Origin of the sequence: Taklimakanibacter albus (genome assembly GCF_016595235.1) — a bacterium.
GTDB classification, from domain to species: domain Bacteria; phylum Pseudomonadota; class Alphaproteobacteria; order Rhizobiales; family Aestuariivirgaceae; genus Taklimakanibacter; species Taklimakanibacter albus.
In genome coordinates, this window is record NZ_JAENHL010000004.1 from 551,772 (window position 1) to 568,328 (window position 16,557).

A 16,557-nucleotide genomic window follows, 5' to 3' on the forward strand; every position below is an offset into this window, starting at 1 on the left:
GGCCTGGCCACAGGAGATTAGCGTGGAGCAAGGCAGTTACGGGCAGTTCTGTCCGGTCGCGATGGCGGCGGAAGTTTTTTGTACACGGTGGACGGCGCTGGTTCTGCGCGAAGTCCTATGCGGCAGCACGAGGTTCAACGACATAAGGCGCGGTGTGCCGCGCATGTCGCCGACCCTCCTGTCCAAGCGTCTGAAGGAGCTTAAGAAAGCGGGCATCATCTATACGCGCCCGTCGCAGCAGTCGAGCGGCGTCGATTATGTCCTGACCAGCGCCGGCGAGGATCTGCGGCCCTTGGTGATGTCGCTTGGCAATTGGGGGCAGCGCTGGGTCGAATCGAGCCTGTCGCTCAAGAATCTCGACCCCTCGCTTTTGATGTGGGACATGCGCCGGCATCTCGACCCGACGCCCCTGCCCGAGAAGCGCTGCACCATACAGTTCGAATATCCCGAGCTTGAAGCCGCACGGCAGCGCTGGTGGCTGGTCATCGACAAAGGCATGGTCGATCTCTGCCTCGTCGATCCTGGTCATGAGATCGATCTCGCCGTTACCGGATCGCTGCGCGCCATGACGGCGATCTGGATGGGTCTCTCGACCGTGGCGAAGGAAGTGGAGGCGGGCGCCCTCGATCTCGCCGGCGATCCGGTGATCGCGCGCTCCATGCAGATATGGCTGGGCCTCAGCCCCTTCGCCAAGGAAAAGAGCCGGGCCGACGCGCAGGCCGCCTGATCAGTCCATTGTGGGGATGAGACCGGCCACGAGCCGGTCCGTCGCCTTGTCGCTGTCGGCCAACCCCTCGGCGACGCCGATGCGGTCGGCGGCGCTGCGGTTCTGGCTCATCTTGCGCTTGCCTTCGAGCCGGGTGATCGGCAGGCGCAGGCCGACAATGCCGCGCAGCTGCGACTTGATATAGGCCTCGGGCGCATCGCTCACCTGCCAGGGCGTCGTACGCGGTCCCTCGTGCAATTCGGTAACACGTTTGACCACCGCGAGAAGCCGTGTCTCGTCCTCGAAGAATTCGATCGGCCCATAGGCATGCACCGCCACATAATTCCAGGTCGGCACGACTTTGCCGTGCTCGGCCTTCGCCGCATACCAGGACGGCGTCACATAGGCATCCGGCCCCATGAAGAGGGCGAGCGCCTCGCCGATCACCGGCGTCTTCCATTGCATATTGGCCTTGGCGAGATGGCCGTAGAGCACACCCTGCTCGCCTTCATCAGCGGCGAGCACCAGCGGCAGCGGCGTGGCGATCGGGCCATCCGCCGTCGCCGTCACCAGATTGGCGAGTCCCGTCCCGCGCATCAGCTCGCGCAGGATCGCAGGGTCGTCTTCACGGAAGGCGGGCGGGATATACATCGGAAAGATCCTCGTGTTTGCTGGATATCTACCGCGAAAGTGGACCGCTTGAACTCTCCAGTTCCAGAAAATTAGCGCAGTCCACTTAATCGCCGATCTCCTTGATTTTCCTTGTAACCTGAGGATGATGCGCTTGAGATGCCATCAATCTCCGTGAGGACTGGCCCGTGCATCGTGGCACCACTACCGCCGATCATCAGACCGTGGCGCGCCCGGTTGCCGCCATGGCGCTCGACTACAAGGCCAGCACCTTCGAGCCGCCGCATGCGCATCCGCGCGCCCAGTTGCTCCACGCCACCAGCGGGGTCATGCAGATCACCACCGCCGCCGCCAGTTGGATCATCCCGCCTGGCCGCGCTTTGTGGCTGCCGGCTTTCACCGTCCATGATGTGCGCTGCCGGGGCGATGTGTCCTTCCGCACTCTTTATATAGATGAGGCGACGGCCGGTGTGGCGCTACCAAAACAGGCGCAGGTCATCGCCGTGTCCGACCTGCTCACCGAGCTCATTCTCGAGGCGACCGCGCTTCCACTCGAATATGACCGGGAGGGCCGCGATGGCCGCGTCATGACACTGATCCTGGACGAGCTACAGCGCATGCCGGTCCTGCCTCTGAGCCTGGTGATGCCGGCCGATCCGCGGTTGCGCCGCATCTGCGCCGCCTTGCTCGAACACCCTGGTGACCAGAGCGATCTCGATCGATGGGCGCGCCGGGCCGGCATGGCGCGCCGCACACTCACCCGCCGCTTCCGCGCCGAAACCGGATTGGGCTTCGGTGAATGGCGACAGCAATTGCGGCTGCTGGAAGGGCTTTCCCGCATCGTCACCGGTCAATCCGTCACCGGAGCGGCGCTTGACGCCGGCTATCACAGTCCCAGCGCCTTTACCGCCGCCTTCGCCAGCACTCTCGGGGCGCCCCCCTCGAAATACCGGTCGCGCTGATTGTTTGGCCCGAATTCGATGTAACTTGGCCATCTCACGAATGCAGGCCATAACGCCTCTTGCCAGTGTCAGGCCGTAACGCCACCGACCTCGGGACCTCAACGTGCTCAGCCCGGAAGCCCTGGATTTCGTCAGGACCTCGCCCTTTCTGTTCATCGCCAGCCGGGCCGGCGGCGACCGGATCGACGTGTCGCCACGCGGTGACCTGCCTTGGGTCCTCGCCGTCGTCTCGCCCGATACGCTGATCCTGCCGGACCGGCCGGGCAACAACCGCCTGGACACCGTCGGCAACATGCTGGCCGAGCCGAAGGTCTGTCTCGCCGTGCTCAATCCCGGCGAAGACCGCTTCCTGCGCATCCGGGCCACATCGGCCATCTCGGTGGCACCCGAAGACCTGGCGCCCTTCGACATCCGTGGTCAGGCGCCGCTCAGCGTCGCCAGGCTGACCATCACCTGCGCCGACTTCATCGCCACCGACGCTTTCCGGAACGCGCAATTCTGGTCGCCCGCCGCCACCAATCTGATGCCGCTCGATCTCTTCGCCATGATCAAGGATCAGCTGGTCTATCATGCGGATCGGGGCGTCGCGCCCGAGCCGCAGCAGCCCTCGGCACAGACCATTCTCGAAGGCAGCGGCCTCTCCAACGCCTACAAGCCCCCGAGCCACTATGTGCGCCGCAAGGCTTTTGCCACTTTCGATCCGCATACATCGGCTTTCCTGGCGGCGACCCGCTTCGCCGTTCTGGCCTATTGCCGCGATGACGATGAGCTGGACATCACCTTGCTCGGCGGCGAGACAGGCTTTGCAGGCCAATGCGATGAACGCCACCTTCTGGCGTGCGCTGACGCATCACCGCGCGGCGCCGTCGGCGGCCTGTTCGTCCGTCCGGGAATGCCGGAATCGCTCCGTCTCAACGGCTTTGTCGGTGAACCCGAAGATCGGCAGATCCGCATCGAGACCCGCGAGATGTTTCTCCATTGCTCGAATTCCTTCGTGCGCTCGCGCATCTGGCGCCCGCGCCTCGCCTGGAACGGCAAGCGCGACTTCGTCTGCCGCGAGAGGCACGACGAGGCGCAGGGCGTCGTGTCCTTCCTGCTGGCGCCGGCCGATGATGCACCGTTGGAAAGTTTCCAGGCCGGGCAATATGTCACCGTGTCGGGGCCCGAAGTGAAGGGCCGTGCGCTCGAGCGCTGTTATTCCCTTTCCAGCGCCCCGACGGGAGATATTTTTCGCATCACCGTCAAGCGCCATGGCCGGGGCGCCGTCTCCCGCTGGCTTCATGATGAAGTAAAGCCGGGAGCGCTGCTGCTGCTCGGTGCGCCGCGGGGCCGATTCCGCCTCGACGATCAGTCTTCACGGCCCGTCGCCTTGATCAGCGTCGGCGTAGGTGTCACGCCGATGATGTCGATGCTGCTTCACCTGAAGTCGACGGCGCCGGATCGCCCCGTCTGGTTCTTTCACGGCGTGCGTGACGGTCGCACACATCCACTGCGCAATGAGTTGCGCGCCCTGGCGCATCCGCGCCTGCACACCCATATCGCCTATTCGCAACCCCGCTTGCAGGACCGGCCCGGCCACGACTACGACCAGCATGGCCGCATCGACATCGCGACGCTGGAAAAACGGCTCGATCTGCCCGGCACCGATTTCTATCTCTGCGGTCCCAACGACTTCATGATGACGCTCAAACGCCAGCTCATCGCACGAGGCGTGCCGGACAATCAGATAAAGCTGGAAATCTTTGGGGCCTCGGGCGGCACAGGCGCACACCGCTCCGATGCGCCGCCTACCACCGTGACGCTTGCCCGCACCGGCACAAAACTCGCCTGGACGCCCGCCGACGGCCCATTGCTCGACCTTATTCTGAGTAAAGGCATCGACACGCCCCATGTCTGCCGCCAGGGCGATTGCCAGTCCTGCGCCCAGCGCCTCATCTCCGGCGACGTGGCCTATCCGCCCGATATCGACGTCGAGCCTGCGCAAGGTTATGTGCTCTTGTGCCAGGCCACGCCTTTGGGCGATGTCTCCATTGAACTCTGAGTCGCAACCGGACAGGATCTGATGAAAGTCATCTTCAGCGAGAAGCAGAACGCGCATTCGCCGACCCGTTATTTGCGTTACGGCGCTTTGGTCGACTACCCCGAAAGCCCGGAGCGGGTCCGCCGCCTGATCGCCGGTGCATTGAAGGCAGAGCTTGAGCTCAGCGAGCCGCGCATGTTCGATGCCCGTCATTTCGAGGGTATTCACCCTAAGCGTTATCTCGATTTCCTCGAAAACGGCCATGCCGAATGGATGAAGCTGCCCGGCGCATTCCCTGAGATCATGCCGAGCATCCGCCCGGTCGAAGAGCCGTCGGCCTATCCGTCTCACATTCTGGGCCGTGCCGGCTGGCACATCATGGATTTCGCCGGCGCCGTCACCGCGCAAACCTGGGACACGGTGTTTTCCTCGGCGATGAGCGCCCTCACCGCCGCCGATATTGTCGCAACGGGCGCGGACTCGGCCTATGCGCTCTGCCGCCCGCCCGGCCATCATGCCTATGGCGAGCGCGCCGGCGGCTTCTGCTATCTCAACAATTCGGCGCTCGCCGCGCAGTATCTGCGCCGCAGCCATGACCGGGTGGCGATCCTCGATATCGACGTCCATCACGGCAACGGCACGCAGTCGATCTTCTATGGCCGCGCCGATGTGCTGACCGTCTCGGTTCATGCCGATCCGGCCACTTACTATCCTTTCTATTACGGCTACGCCGAGCAGCAAGGTGACGACGAAGGCGAAGGCTTCAATCTCAACTTGCCGGTGCCGGTCAAGGGCAATGACCGCGTGTGGCTCTCAGGCCTCGAAAAAGCGATCCAGCGTATCGCCGATTTCAAGCCCGGTGCTCTCGTTCTGGCCCTCGGTCTCGACGCGCATGAGGCCGACCCGCTCAATGGTGGCGCCGTCACCACCGAAGGTTTCACCATCATGGCGCGCCTCATCGCCGAAATCGGCCTGCCGACCGTGCTTGTCCAGGAAGGGGGCTATCTCACGCCGATGCTCGGCGATAATCTCGCCGCCTTCCTCACCGCATTCAGGAAAGCCAGATGACCCCTCAGGACACCACGCTCTTCGCGCCCGGCGGCTATCGCTATGTTCCGGGCGTCTTCCAATATTCGGCGGGCGTGATCGCGGCACCGGGCTTCGATCTGGTGCGGGCGCGCTTTCGCGACAACCTGCCGCTCGCCGAAGGCTTCGCGCGGATCGAGGCCTTCCTGAAACAGCAAGGCCGGCCCCTCACCTCTTTCTGCGCTTGCGAATTACGCTCGCCGGCGCCCTTCGATGAAGCAGGCTTCCGCGCCTTCAACCGGCTCTATGTCGAAACCCTGAAGCGCTGGGGCATTACCGACGGCGAGATCAATCCGGTGGCGCGCACCAATGTCTGCCCGGAAATCGATCCGCCGGCCGAACCTTCCTTCCACGCTTTCACCTTCACCGTGGAGCGCCCCGCCGAGCGGCCGGGCTTCGTCGTCGCCGGCAGCGGCGAAAGCGTCGAGGGCAAGGCCAATTATCGCGACCATACGGTGCGCCTCGGCGACCTCAGCCCGGACGGCATGCGCGAGAAGGCGCACTATGTGCTGGGCGAGATGGAGCGCCGCTTGTCGCGCCTCGGCGTTTCCTGGACGGGGACGAGCGCGGTCCAGGCCTACACCATCCACGATATCCATCCCTTCCTTGCCGATGAGGTCGTCCGTCGCGGCGCGGCGCGCTCGGGGCTCACCTGGCATTACACGCGTCCGCCGATCGTCGATCTCGAATTCGAGATGGACTGCCGCGGCGTCGCGCTGGAGATGCTGGTCTAAAAACGCATTGAGGCCGAGGCCCAGCCACCAACCTCACCCTGAGGTGCCCGCCGAAGGCGGGCCTCGAAGGGTGGCCACCGGCAAGGCCTCTGTACCTGGATGATGCTTCGAGGCTCGCTACGCTCGCACCTCAGCATGAGGGCATATTCACCCGTTCCGTCTCAACAGAACGGGTGATTGTCGTTCGTCAGCGCGTGAACTGCTTGTATTTGATGCGCTTCGGCATCACCGAATCCTCGCCGAGGCGGCGCTTCTTGTCTTCCTCATAATCCTGGAAGTTACCTTCGAACCATTCGACATGGCTGTCGCCCTCGAAGGCCAGCATATGGGTGGCGAGCCGGTCGAGGAACATGCGGTCGTGGCTGATGATCACGGCGCAGCCCGCGAAATCTTCCAGCGCCTCTTCGAGCGCCGCCAGCGTTTCGGTGTCGAGATCATTGGTCGGCTCGTCGAGGAGCAGCACATTGGCGCCCGATTTGAGCATCTTGGCCAGATGCACGCGGTTGCGCTGACCACCCGACAGGGTGCCCACTTTCTGCTGCTGGTCGGCGCCCTTGAAGTTGAAGGCGCCGGTATAGGCGCGGGAATTAAATTCACGCTTCCCCAAGTAAATGATGTCGTTGCCGCCCGAGATCTCTTCCCACACGGTCTTGTTGGGATCGAGCGCGTCGCGGCTCTGATCGACATAGCCCAGATGAACGCTTTCGCCGATCTTGATCAGGCCCGCATCGGGCTGTTCCTGGCCGGTCAGCATGCGGAACAAGGTGGTCTTGCCCGCGCCGTTCGGGCCGATCACGCCGACAATGCCGCCGGGCGGCAGCTTGATGGTGAGATCGTCGATGAGAAGCGTGTCGCCATAACCCTTGGACACGCCCTCGAGATCGATGACATTGCCGCCGAGCCTCTCGCCGGGCGGAATGATGATCTGCGCCGTCGTCGATTTGAGACGGTTCTCGTTCGCCGTGACCAGCTCGTCATAGGCCTTGAAGCGGGCCTTGGACTTGGCCTGCCGCGCCTTGGGCGATGAGGCGATCCATTCCTGCTCGCGCTCCAGCACCTTCTGGCGCGCCGCGTCCTCGCGCGCTTCCTGCGCGAAGCGCTTGGCCTTCTGGCCGAGATAGGCCGAGTAGTTGCCCTCATAGGGAATGCTGCGGCCGCGATCGAGCTCGAGGATCCAGCCCGTCACATTGTCGAGGAAGTAGCGGTCATGGGTGACGATCAGGATGGCGCCCGGATAATCGCGCAAATGATGCTCGAGCCAGTTGACGCTTTCGGCGTCGAGATGGTTGGTCGGCTCGTCGAGGAGCAGGAGATCCGGCTTGGCCAGCAGCAGCTGGGTCAGGGCCACGCGGCGGCGCTCACCGCCCGAGAGATTATCGATCATGACATCGCCGGGCGGGCAGCGCATGGCGTCCATCGCCTGCTCAACCTGGCTTTCGAGGTCCCAAAGATTCTGGGCGTCAATCTGGTCCTGCAGCGCCGCGGCCTTCTCGGCATTCTCATCCGAGTAGTCGGCCATCAGGGCGTTGTATTCATCGAGGATCGCCTTCTTGGCGGCGACCCCTTCCATGACATTGCCCAGCACATTGAGCTGCGGGTCGAGCTGGGGCTCCTGCTGGAGATAGCCGACGGTGGCGCCCTCGGCGACCCAGGCTTCCCCGCTGAATTCGGTGTCGAGACCGGCCATCACCCGCAAAAGTGTCGATTTGCCCGAGCCATTGGGGCCGAGCACGCCGATCTTGGCGTCCGGGTAGAAGGACAGGTTGACATTGTCGAGGACCTTCTTGCCGCCCGCATAGGCTTTGGAAAGGCCGTGCATATGATAGATGAACTGACGCGCCATCTCTTTCCGTCTTGTCGATGAATGGAGTTGGGCCGGCTTCTAACCGATCACGCCGGTTCTTGCAATGAGGACGTCCCCTTACGCGGGAGCACCCCAACTGCTCCCTCCCCGCTTTTGCGGGGAGGGTGGCGCGCAGCGCCGGGTGGGGTGAGCCTCAGTGATCCCCCTTCTCCGCCAGGAGCTTCTTCTGATAGCGCCCCTGGATGATGTCGACGATGACCAGGGCGATCACCACGAAATAGAAGGTGCTCTTGGCCATCGGCTCGATCGGATAGCCGAAGAAGCTGAGATGCGCGATATGGCCGCCCTCCGCCGTCAGCATGACGCCCACCAGCAGCAGCACGAACAGGCCCAGCACCTCATACATGCGGTTTTTGGCGAGGAAGCTCGCCACCCGCTCGGCCAGCATCACCATCAGCACGCCCGAGATGATGATGGCGAGCGCCATTACCCAGAAATTCTTGGTGAGCGCCACCGCCGACAGCACCGTGTCGAAGGAGAAGACGATGTTCATGATCAGGATCCACATCAGCGCCGAGGCGACGCTGCGCATGGCGCGGCCATTCTGCTGACCGTGGCCGAGCTCGGGCGCCGCCAGCATATGATAGATCTCCTTGAGCGCCGTATAGAGCAGGAACAGGCCGCCCAGGAGCACGATGACGCTGTGGCCGTTGACTGACCCCGCCGCCACCGGCGAGAGGTCGAAGCTGAACAGCGGATCCTGGAAGGCGCTGATGAGCTGGAGGACGACGAAAAGCAGCGCGATACGCAAGCCTATGGCCAGCACGATGCCGACCTGGCGCACATATTTCTGCCGGTCGGGCGCGACCTTCTTGGCTTCGATCGAAATGTAAAGGAGGTTGTCGAAGCCCAACACCGTTTCCAGCGCGGTCAGCACCAGAAACGTCATCAGATTCTCGGGCGTGAAGAATTCGGCCATCTGCATTCCCCCAACTGGACTGGCGTCTAGTTGCCAGCCCGGCAGGGAGCGCGCAAGGGTGGAAAATCAGCCGGCGCGACTGAAGGCCGGCCGGGCGATCCAGACGAACAACAGGAAGCAGGCGAAGAACGCCATGGACGCGATGCCCGCCACCGGCTCGACAACCGGATTGCCTGCAAACAGGAAGTACAACGACACAAGCAGGATGATGCCGCTGGCCGCGGTCAGCCAGAAATGCACCGTCGCCAGGCGCGATTGACCGATCGCCGGGAAGAAATGATAGAAGAAGGCGAAGAAACCCGACATCAGCCAGCCCAGCACCATGGCATGGGCATGCACCGGCATCTGGCTGTGGTCCTGCGACAATCCCATATAAAGTCCGAGCAGCATCCCGGCGATGCCGTAAAGAAGTGCCAGGATGAAGAAATTGCGTGCCGCGCCCGTCATCGGATTCTCCTAGTTCTGAGCGCCCCCTCGAATGCGCTCAGAGACAGCAGAAAAGCGATTCTGTAAAGAGAATGCGCCTGTCAGAACCAGGCCCAGGCGAGAAGCACGGCGGCTCCGGCGCCCAGCAAACCAAATCCTAGAACGAAGCGCATACGGTGGAGCTCGATGCCTGAGCGGACCCGCTCGGTTTCGACTTCCATTTCATCATCTTGGGTCATGACAAGTCCTCCAGCTTGAGGGAGGGCACGGCACGAATGCCGGCTTATCGCCGCCGCCAGAAGCTCCGCACGGTCCCCTGGCGGCGGCCAGGAGGGCCTCCTACCTGACCACGTAACGGATGGGCGACGGAAAAGTTTCGCAACTGGGAACCTTTTTTAGCCGGACGTCGCCTCGGCAGGTGCCGGACACAGGACCCAGAGCGATCCGGGCAGAATCCTGGCCTTCAGCGGCGTGGCAAGATGAATGAGTTCGCCATCGACAGAGGCCAGAAGTTTCCGGCGTTTGGCGTGGAGGGTGATCTGGCGTCCCTCCAGGAAGTCGAGCCTGCTGTTGCTTTCCCATTTGCCCATGCTCGCCTGGGCCGACATGGCGAACAGCTCCTTCCAGTCGCGGGTCTGCGCCGCATAGATGGCAAGCTTGCCCTGGTCGGGGACTTCGCTATGCGGCAGGCCACCCAGTTTTTCGACGAAGGGGTTGTTGGCGATGATCAGCGATGCGGTTCTAAGGCTGAGGCGTTCCTTATCGATCTCGAGCCTGAGCCGCAGGCGCGGCGCCTGGCGCACCAGCTTCCACCAGGTCCTTAAACCCGCAAGTTTCTTGCCGAGCCGCGAGCGGTAGCTTTGCTTCTCGCGCCCCGCCACGATGCGTGGATGCAGGCCCAGCGTCACATGATGGACGAAGATCTCGCCATTCACCTCGCCGACATCGATCAGCCGTTTTTCACCGGTCGCGAGAGCCGCGACCGCATCCTCGAGCTTGAGCGGAATGGCGAGCGCGCGGGCGAACAGATTCATCGTGCCGAGCGGCAGGATACCGAGCGCCGTCTTGTGGCCGGCAAAGACCGCGGCCGCGGTGGAGACGGTCCCATCGCCGCCGCCGACCAGTACGGCATCATGGCTTTCGCGCGCCGTCTCGAGCGCCGCCTGGATCTCTGATCCGCCGACCAGCTTCACATCTGGACTGTGGTGATGACTGCGGATGATCTCGGCGATGGTCTCCGCCATCTTGTCGGCATCGCCATCCCGGAGCGTGCCGCTGTCGCGATTGAGAACCACGCCGATTTTCAGGATGCCGCCCTCCGTTTCGTGAGGGGTAACCCGGAATCGTCCGAAAAGTTCCCTACCTCGTTTCCGGCCGTCCGATGGCTTCGGCGGTGATCTCGGCTTTGAGCAGACCATTGTCGTCGACGGCGTCCGGCAGATAGCTCTTGGCGATGCTGACTTTCACCTCCGCTTTGCCCGCCCCCATCTGTGTGACGGCGGTGAGCGCCGCCTGGCGAGCCAGGGCTTCGCCCTCCGCGAGCGCCTGCGTACCGGAAGTGAGGCTCCTGGTGCCTTCCGGCCCATGCAGGCGGAAGAGCCCGCTGCCGTCGCCTTCAAGCGTCACCGTCACGGCGCGCGACACGACGCCGGTCGCAGCACCCACCGCATTGGCGACATCGCAGAATTCCGGAAAGACGATCTCGGCGCCAAGCCGCTTGCCCACTTCGCCATAATAGATCTTCACCGGCCCGCCGACCGCCACCACCGGCACGGTGGGGCTCAGTCCGATGCGGGTGAGACCGATGCCGCCGCGTCCTGAGCAGACCGCATCGAGCAAGGTGTCGCCGCCGGTCTTCTGGCCGAGCGCCGTGTCGAGGATGACGCGCCCGGTGAGCCGCACCACATCCGACCACACTTCCTCGCAGAAGCCCTTCACCCGTTCGGGCGACGGCATCTTCATCTCGCGGAAACGCACCAGGAGCTGCGCCGCCTTCTCGGCCGCGGGCTTCGACCAGTTGGCCTGGAGATCGAGCACATGGGCGGCGTCCGACGGCGTGAAGCCGCATATCTGCACGAGGCCTTTCCGTTTGAGCGCCGCCAGCGCGCGCTGGGCGCCCGACGACACCGCCACTTTGCGCACCGGCTTCGGCCGGTCGGTGACGAGATCGAGTATTTCCTTCTCGCGAGCCGAGAGGTCGGTCGCCGCGAGCCGGTTGGCGGCGCCGAAGGGATGCACCACGAAGCGGCCATGCATCGACCCGCCTTCGGTGTCGGCGAGATCGCTGTCGAGCATTGCCAGCACTTCCGGGAAGCGCTGGGCGATCAGCGACACCGGCACGATGCGCTGCGGCCCGACGCTGAGCCCGCCATTGGCTTCGAAATGGATCTCGGAATCGCCGCCGAGCCCGATGGTGCGCACATCGATGGCTTTCACCATGGTGCGCCAGCCACCGACTTCCGCCCCCTCCTCGGTGACGCGCGGACGTCCGTCCTTGAGGACGCCCAGATCGGTGGTGGTGCCGCCCATGTCGGACATGATGAAGTCGCTGAGGCCAGACAGCCAGCGGGCGCCGACGAGGCTCGCCGCCGGTCCCGACAGCACCGTCTCGATCGGCCGCATCGCCACCGTCTCGGCCAGCGCCAGTGTGCCGTCGCCCTTCACGATCATCAGGGGACAGACGATCTTGAGGCCGGTCATGGCGCGGCTCACCGCCTCGATCAGGAAGGAGATGCGCGAGATGAGCCTGGCATTGAGAGAGGCGGTGAGCGCCCGGCGCGGCGCGTCGAGCGACGATGAAAGCTCGGTCGACAGTGTCACCGGCTTGCCCGTCCGGGCGGTGATGATCTCGCGGATCTTGTGCTCATGCGCCGGATTGCGCACCGCGAAGGCGGAAGCGACGGCGAAGGCGTCGCATTTGCCGCCGATCCGGCCGAGCACCGCCTCGAGGCCGGCGATATCGAGCGCCGTCTTCTCATCGCCATTGTGGTCATGTCCGCCGGCGATCATCTCCACCGGCATGCCCGGAAACGCCTTGGCGATGCCGGTCCGCTCGACCATTTGCGCATCGAAGCCCGAGAGAACGACACCGACGGCGCTGCCATGGCCCTCGACCACCGCATTGGTGGCGAGCGTGGTCGACACCGAGACGAGCGAGATGTCCTCCGGCTTGAGCCCCCGCGGCAGGCTCGCCACCGCCTTGGTGATGGCTTCGGTCACGCCGATGGCGAGATCACCCTTGGTGGTGATCGCTTTCGCCGAGGCGATGACACGATGATTGGCGGCTTCGATGACCGCGGCATCGGTATAGGTGCCGCCGGTATCGACACCGATGAAATAGGACTCTGGCGCTTGCGACATGATGAGAGGCCGCTAACAAGCGGGCCCCGCCCTGTCAATGCACGCCGCCGCACGGCTCGGATGCGACTTCAGCAAACGGCTGCAAGTGATTCAACCGATTCAGAATTCTGCAAACACGGCATTACTTCACATATGAGTAATTTTATACTACTGTATAAAAATGATACCCTTGAAGCGAACAGAGCGATCGCGAAATCTCATTCTCCTCGCCGCCGACAAGGCGTTCCGAGAACTGGGTTTCGCCCATACATCGGTCGAGGAAATCGCGACGCGGGCGGGGCTGACGCGCAAGACGGTCTACAATCTGTTCAGCTCGAAGGAAGACATCGCGTTGCGCCTCATCGCCCAGGTCGAGGCCGGAGACGAGATATATCGCGTGCGCATGAGGGCGAATGAAGACGTCCTGGTCCTTCTGGAAAAAGTCTTTCTCGATAGCGCGGGCTGGTGCCTGGCCAATCCCACGCTCGCGCGGCTCGCCCTTGCGCCGGCCGAACGGCCGTCCCTCGAGCCACCGTCCGACCGCCCTTCCTTTCAGCGGCTCGTCCGGGACCTTCTCGTCCTCGGCCAACGGCAAGGTGTGATCCGCACGGATGACGATCCCAATTTCATGGCTCTCGTCCTGCTTGGAATCTATGGCCAGGCCATGCTCACCGCCCTCTCCGACGGACCGTTCAGCGCCGACGGCATCAGGCACCTGATTCGTATCGTTATTGAAGGCATCGGCGCGCAACCACGGCCCCGGCCGACCAAATGACATCAGTCATGCTGAAACAATTTGGCCGTGAGATCTGGACCGCGGAAGGCACCGAGGTCGCAGCCATGTTGGGATTCCGCTATCCGACGCGGATGACTGTCATCAGATTGCCCGGCGATGACCTGTTCGTATGGTCGCCTGTCGCACTGACGGAAGGCCTGCGCACCGAGGTCGATGCGCTCGGCAAGGTTCGCCATCTGATCGCGCCGAACACATTGCATCACCTGTTCATCGCCGAGTGGAAACAGGCCTATCCGGACGCACTCCTCTATGCCCCTCCCGGCCTTCGCGGCAAACGCCCGGACCTCACATTTGACGACGCGCTGGACTCGGCGCCAATTCCGGCTTGGTCGGGAGGGATCGAGCATGTTGTGATGAAGGGCAACGTCATAACGAGCGAGGTGGTGTTCTTTCACCGCGCGAGCAGCACCGTGATTTTCACCGATCTCATACAGCAATTTCCCACCGGCTGGTTCTCCGGCTGGCGGGCGATTGTCGCGAAGTGGGACCTCATGCTCGGCCCGGAGCCATCCGTGCCGCGCAAATTTCGAGTAGCCTTTAAAGACCGTCGCGCCGCGCGGGCTTCCGTTGAACGCATTCTCTCATGGCCTATTGAAACGGTGCTGATGGCGCACGGAATGCCCGTGACCACTGGCGGCCAAGCATTTTTACGCCGCGCTTTCAGATGGCTGATCGCGTGAAGGCCGTTTGACGATCTAAGAGTAACCTTACAACGGCTTTCCCGGCGTCGGCTGCGGATTGGGATTGGGCACCGGATCATGCGGCGGGATGGGCGCCGGCTCGGGTGGCGGCGGTTCGGGCTGGGGAGGTGTCGGTATGGTAGCCATGGAAGACAAACGCCCGGCAGGCGGATGAGTTCCGCGTCAGAATTTCAGCTCCATAGCCGATGCGCCCTTGCCGTCTCATAGATGAGCCTGAGCCCCAGGCCACCAATTACAAACGCCGTCACCCGGTCGATCCAGGCTTTGGCCCTGACATAGGCCCGGCGCGGGCGTTGCGAGGAGAAGACGAAAGAGACCGTCGCATACCACGATGTTTCGACGACGAAGATCATCGGCGGCAGCGCGAGGATCATCCAGCCCGGCACCTGCGGCGGCAGCAGGGCCGCGAAGATGCTGGCATAGGAGACCGCCGTCTTGGGGTTGCTGAGCTGGGTCATCAGCGCCACCGAGAAGGAGCGCCGGAGCGTCTTCGACTGGAAGGCGGCCGATTGCGGGATGGCCAGCGGCTCACGCGCGCCGCGCCAGATGCGGAACGCCAGATAAGCGAGATAAGCGCCGCCCGCGAGCTTGAGCACCATATAAAGCCAGTCGACCTGTGCGAGCAGTGCCGTCAGGCCGAGAAGCGCCAGCGTGCCGAACAAGGCGCCGCCGAGCCCCATGCCGACGGCGGCGGCGAGTCCGTCGCGGCGCGACAAAGCGATCGAGGTGCGCAGCACCATCACGAAGCTCGGGCCGGGGCTGATGGCGCCGATCAGCACGGTGACGAGAATGGCCGTTATGATCGCGAATTCACTCATCACATCGTCGCCCCGATCTGCCACGGCACATATTCATTATCGCCATAGCCGAGGAGCTCCGACTTCGAGCGCTCACCGGAGGCGACATCGAGGATCTTGGCGAAGATCTCCTTGCCCTTCGCCTCGATCGCGACGCCGTCGAGGATGTCGCCGCAATTGATGTCCATATCATCGATCATGCGCTCATAGATCGGCGTGTTGGTGGCGAGTTTGATCGATGGCGTCGGCTTGCAGCCATAGGCCGAGCCGCGCCCGGTGGTGAAGGCGAGGATATTGGCGCCGCCCGCCACCTGCCCCGTCGCCGAGACCGGGTCGTAGCCCGGCGTGTCCATGAACACGAACCCCTTGGCGGTGACGGGCTCGGCATAACGATAGACCGCGGTCATCGTCGTCGAGCCACCTTTGGCGGCGGCGCCCAGGGACTTCTCCAGAATGGTGGTGAGCCCGCCCAGCTTGTTGCCGGGCGACGGGTTGTTGTTCATCTCCATCTGGTTGCGCTTGGTATAGTCCTCCCACCAATGGATGATGTCGACGAGCTTCTCGCCGACCTCGCGATTGGCGGCGCGCCGCGTGAGCAGATGCTCGGCGCCATAGATTTCCGGCGTCTCGGAGAGGATCGCCGTGCCGCCATGGCGGACCAGAATGTCGACTGCCGCCCCCAACGCCGGATTGGCGGTGATGCCCGAATAGCCGTCCGAGCCGCCGCATTGCAGCGCCAGCAGCAGCTCCGAAGCCGGAATGGTTTCGCGCTTCACATTATTGACGATGGGCAGCATGTCCCGGATCGCGGCGACACCGGCATCGACCGTCTTCTTGGTGCCGCCGGTCTCCTGGATCGTCATGGTGCGGAAGGTGTCGCTCTCGGTGACGTTGTAAGCCTCCTTGAAGCGCGGGATCTGAAAACCTTCGCAGCCCAGGCCCACCATCACCACGCCGCCCATATTGGGGTTGGTCGCATAACCCCAGCTGGTGCGTTTCAGCGTATCGAAGATGACCCCCCGATAATCGATGACACAGCCATTGGCCTGGGTCAGCGCCACGACGCCGTCGATATTAGGATAATCCTTGAGGATGCCAGAGCGGTTGATTTCTTCGGCCATGAATTTCGATGCTGAGGCCGAGCAGTTCACGCTGGTCAATATGCCGACATAGTTGCGCGTGCCGGCCTTGCCATTGGCGCGGCGATAGCCCTCGAAGGTCGCCTGCTGGCTCAAGGGCAGGATCGTTTCCGGCTTCGCATCGGCACAATAGGCGTAGTCGCGGGCGAACTCATGCATCTCGACATTATGCTCATGCACCCAGTCGCCGGGTCCGATCGGCGCCTTGGCGAAACCGATGATCTGGCCAAATTTGCGGATCGGCTCGCCTTGCGCGATCGCCTGCGCCGCCATCTTGTGGCCGCGCGGCACACGCGCCGTGGCGATGACGCCATGCGCCTCCTTGCCCTTCTCGACATTGTCGACGGCAACGACAATATTGTCGGCGGAATTGAGTCGGATGACGCGGGGATTTTTAGCTGAGGTTTCGACGATCTTCATGGCCGGCAATTCTCAATC

The 16,557-nt window shown here is 63.3% G+C and carries 16 protein-coding genes; 7 read left to right on the forward strand and 9 right to left on the reverse strand.

Annotation, left to right across the window (positions count from 1 at the left end; genetic code table 11):
- The first annotated feature begins 22 nt into the window (after positions 1–22).
- A complete protein-coding gene (locus JHL16_RS03985) occupies positions 23–727 on the forward strand; it encodes a winged helix-turn-helix transcriptional regulator (protein ID WP_420884511.1) in 705 nt (234 codons plus the stop codon).
- On the opposite strand, the gene JHL16_RS03990 is transcribed toward JHL16_RS03985, so the two are convergent.
- On the reverse strand, positions 728–1,357 hold the full coding sequence (locus tag JHL16_RS03990; protein WP_200183584.1) for an FMN-binding negative transcriptional regulator: 630 nt from the start codon (positions 1,355–1,357) through the stop codon (positions 728–730).
- A gap of 167 nt (positions 1,358–1,524) precedes the next feature.
- Between JHL16_RS03990 and JHL16_RS03995 the strand changes: the two genes are divergently transcribed.
- From JHL16_RS03995 to cnbZ, 4 genes are all read left to right on the forward strand, one after another.
- Positions 1,525–2,298, forward strand: coding sequence for a helix-turn-helix domain-containing protein (locus JHL16_RS03995; protein WP_200183585.1), 774 nt, complete (start codon positions 1,525–1,527; stop codon positions 2,296–2,298).
- Positions 2,299–2,401: 103 nt separating this feature from the next.
- Entirely contained in the window at positions 2,402–4,339 is a 1,938-nt protein-coding gene (locus tag JHL16_RS04000; protein ID WP_200183586.1) for a 2Fe-2S iron-sulfur cluster-binding protein, read from the forward strand.
- Positions 4,340–4,360: 21 nt separating this feature from the next.
- Positions 4,361–5,386 carry a histone deacetylase family protein gene (locus JHL16_RS04005; RefSeq protein WP_200183587.1) on the forward strand — a complete coding sequence of 342 codons (1,026 nt, stop codon included), beginning with the start codon at positions 4,361–4,363 and terminating at the stop codon, positions 5,384–5,386.
- Entirely contained in the window at positions 5,383–6,138 is a 756-nt protein-coding gene (gene cnbZ, locus JHL16_RS04010; RefSeq protein WP_200183588.1) for a 2-amino-5-chloromuconate deaminase CnbZ, read from the forward strand. Before JHL16_RS04005 ends, cnbZ begins: the two co-directional genes overlap by 4 nt.
- Positions 6,139–6,325: 187 nt before the next feature.
- On the opposite strand, the gene ettA is transcribed toward cnbZ, so the two are convergent.
- From ettA to JHL16_RS04040, 6 genes are all read right to left on the reverse strand, one after another.
- Positions 6,326–7,981 (reverse strand): energy-dependent translational throttle protein EttA, encoded by a 1,656-nt coding sequence (gene ettA, locus JHL16_RS04015; RefSeq protein ID WP_200183589.1) that lies wholly within the window; start codon positions 7,979–7,981, stop codon positions 6,326–6,328.
- A gap of 154 nt (positions 7,982–8,135) precedes the next feature.
- A complete protein-coding gene (locus tag JHL16_RS04020; RefSeq protein WP_200183590.1) occupies positions 8,136–8,921 on the reverse strand; it encodes a TerC family protein in 786 nt (261 codons plus the stop codon).
- 66 nt (positions 8,922–8,987) lie between these two features.
- The gene (locus JHL16_RS04025; protein ID WP_200183591.1) at positions 8,988–9,368 is read right to left on the reverse strand and encodes a hypothetical protein; all 381 of its coding nucleotides are present in this window, start codon (positions 9,366–9,368) and stop codon (positions 8,988–8,990) included.
- A gap of 80 nt (positions 9,369–9,448) precedes the next feature.
- Positions 9,449–9,586: a hypothetical protein gene (locus JHL16_RS04030; protein ID WP_200183592.1), complete on the reverse strand. Its 138-nt coding sequence runs from the start codon at positions 9,584–9,586 to the stop codon at positions 9,449–9,451.
- A gap of 156 nt (positions 9,587–9,742) precedes the next feature.
- Positions 9,743–10,642, reverse strand: coding sequence for a diacylglycerol kinase family protein (locus tag JHL16_RS04035; protein WP_200183593.1), 900 nt, complete (start codon positions 10,640–10,642; stop codon positions 9,743–9,745).
- Between the two features lie 64 nt (positions 10,643–10,706).
- Positions 10,707–12,707, reverse strand: coding sequence for a hydantoinase/oxoprolinase family protein (locus tag JHL16_RS04040; protein WP_200183594.1), 2,001 nt, complete (start codon positions 12,705–12,707; stop codon positions 10,707–10,709).
- A 160-nt stretch (positions 12,708–12,867) separates the two neighbouring features.
- Here JHL16_RS04040 and JHL16_RS04045 point away from each other — a divergent pair, with 160 nt between their 5' ends.
- Together JHL16_RS04045 and JHL16_RS04050 are read left to right on the forward strand one after the other, a co-directional pair.
- A complete protein-coding gene (locus JHL16_RS04045) occupies positions 12,868–13,461 on the forward strand; it encodes a TetR/AcrR family transcriptional regulator (protein WP_200183595.1) in 594 nt (197 codons plus the stop codon).
- 8 nt (positions 13,462–13,469) lie between these two features.
- The gene (locus JHL16_RS04050; protein WP_200183596.1) at positions 13,470–14,162 is read left to right on the forward strand and encodes a DUF4336 domain-containing protein; all 693 of its coding nucleotides are present in this window, start codon (positions 13,470–13,472) and stop codon (positions 14,160–14,162) included.
- Positions 14,163–14,353: 191 nt separating this feature from the next.
- On the opposite strand, the gene JHL16_RS04055 is transcribed toward JHL16_RS04050, so the two are convergent.
- Positions 14,354–15,001, reverse strand: a complete 648-nt coding sequence (locus JHL16_RS04055) for a LysE family translocator (protein WP_200183597.1) — start codon at positions 14,999–15,001, stop codon at positions 14,354–14,356.
- The gene (locus tag JHL16_RS04060; protein WP_200183598.1) at positions 15,001–16,539 is read right to left on the reverse strand and encodes a UxaA family hydrolase; all 1,539 of its coding nucleotides are present in this window, start codon (positions 16,537–16,539) and stop codon (positions 15,001–15,003) included. The genes JHL16_RS04055 and JHL16_RS04060 overlap by 1 nt, the downstream gene beginning before the upstream one ends.
- Positions 16,540–16,557 lie beyond the last annotated feature (18 nt).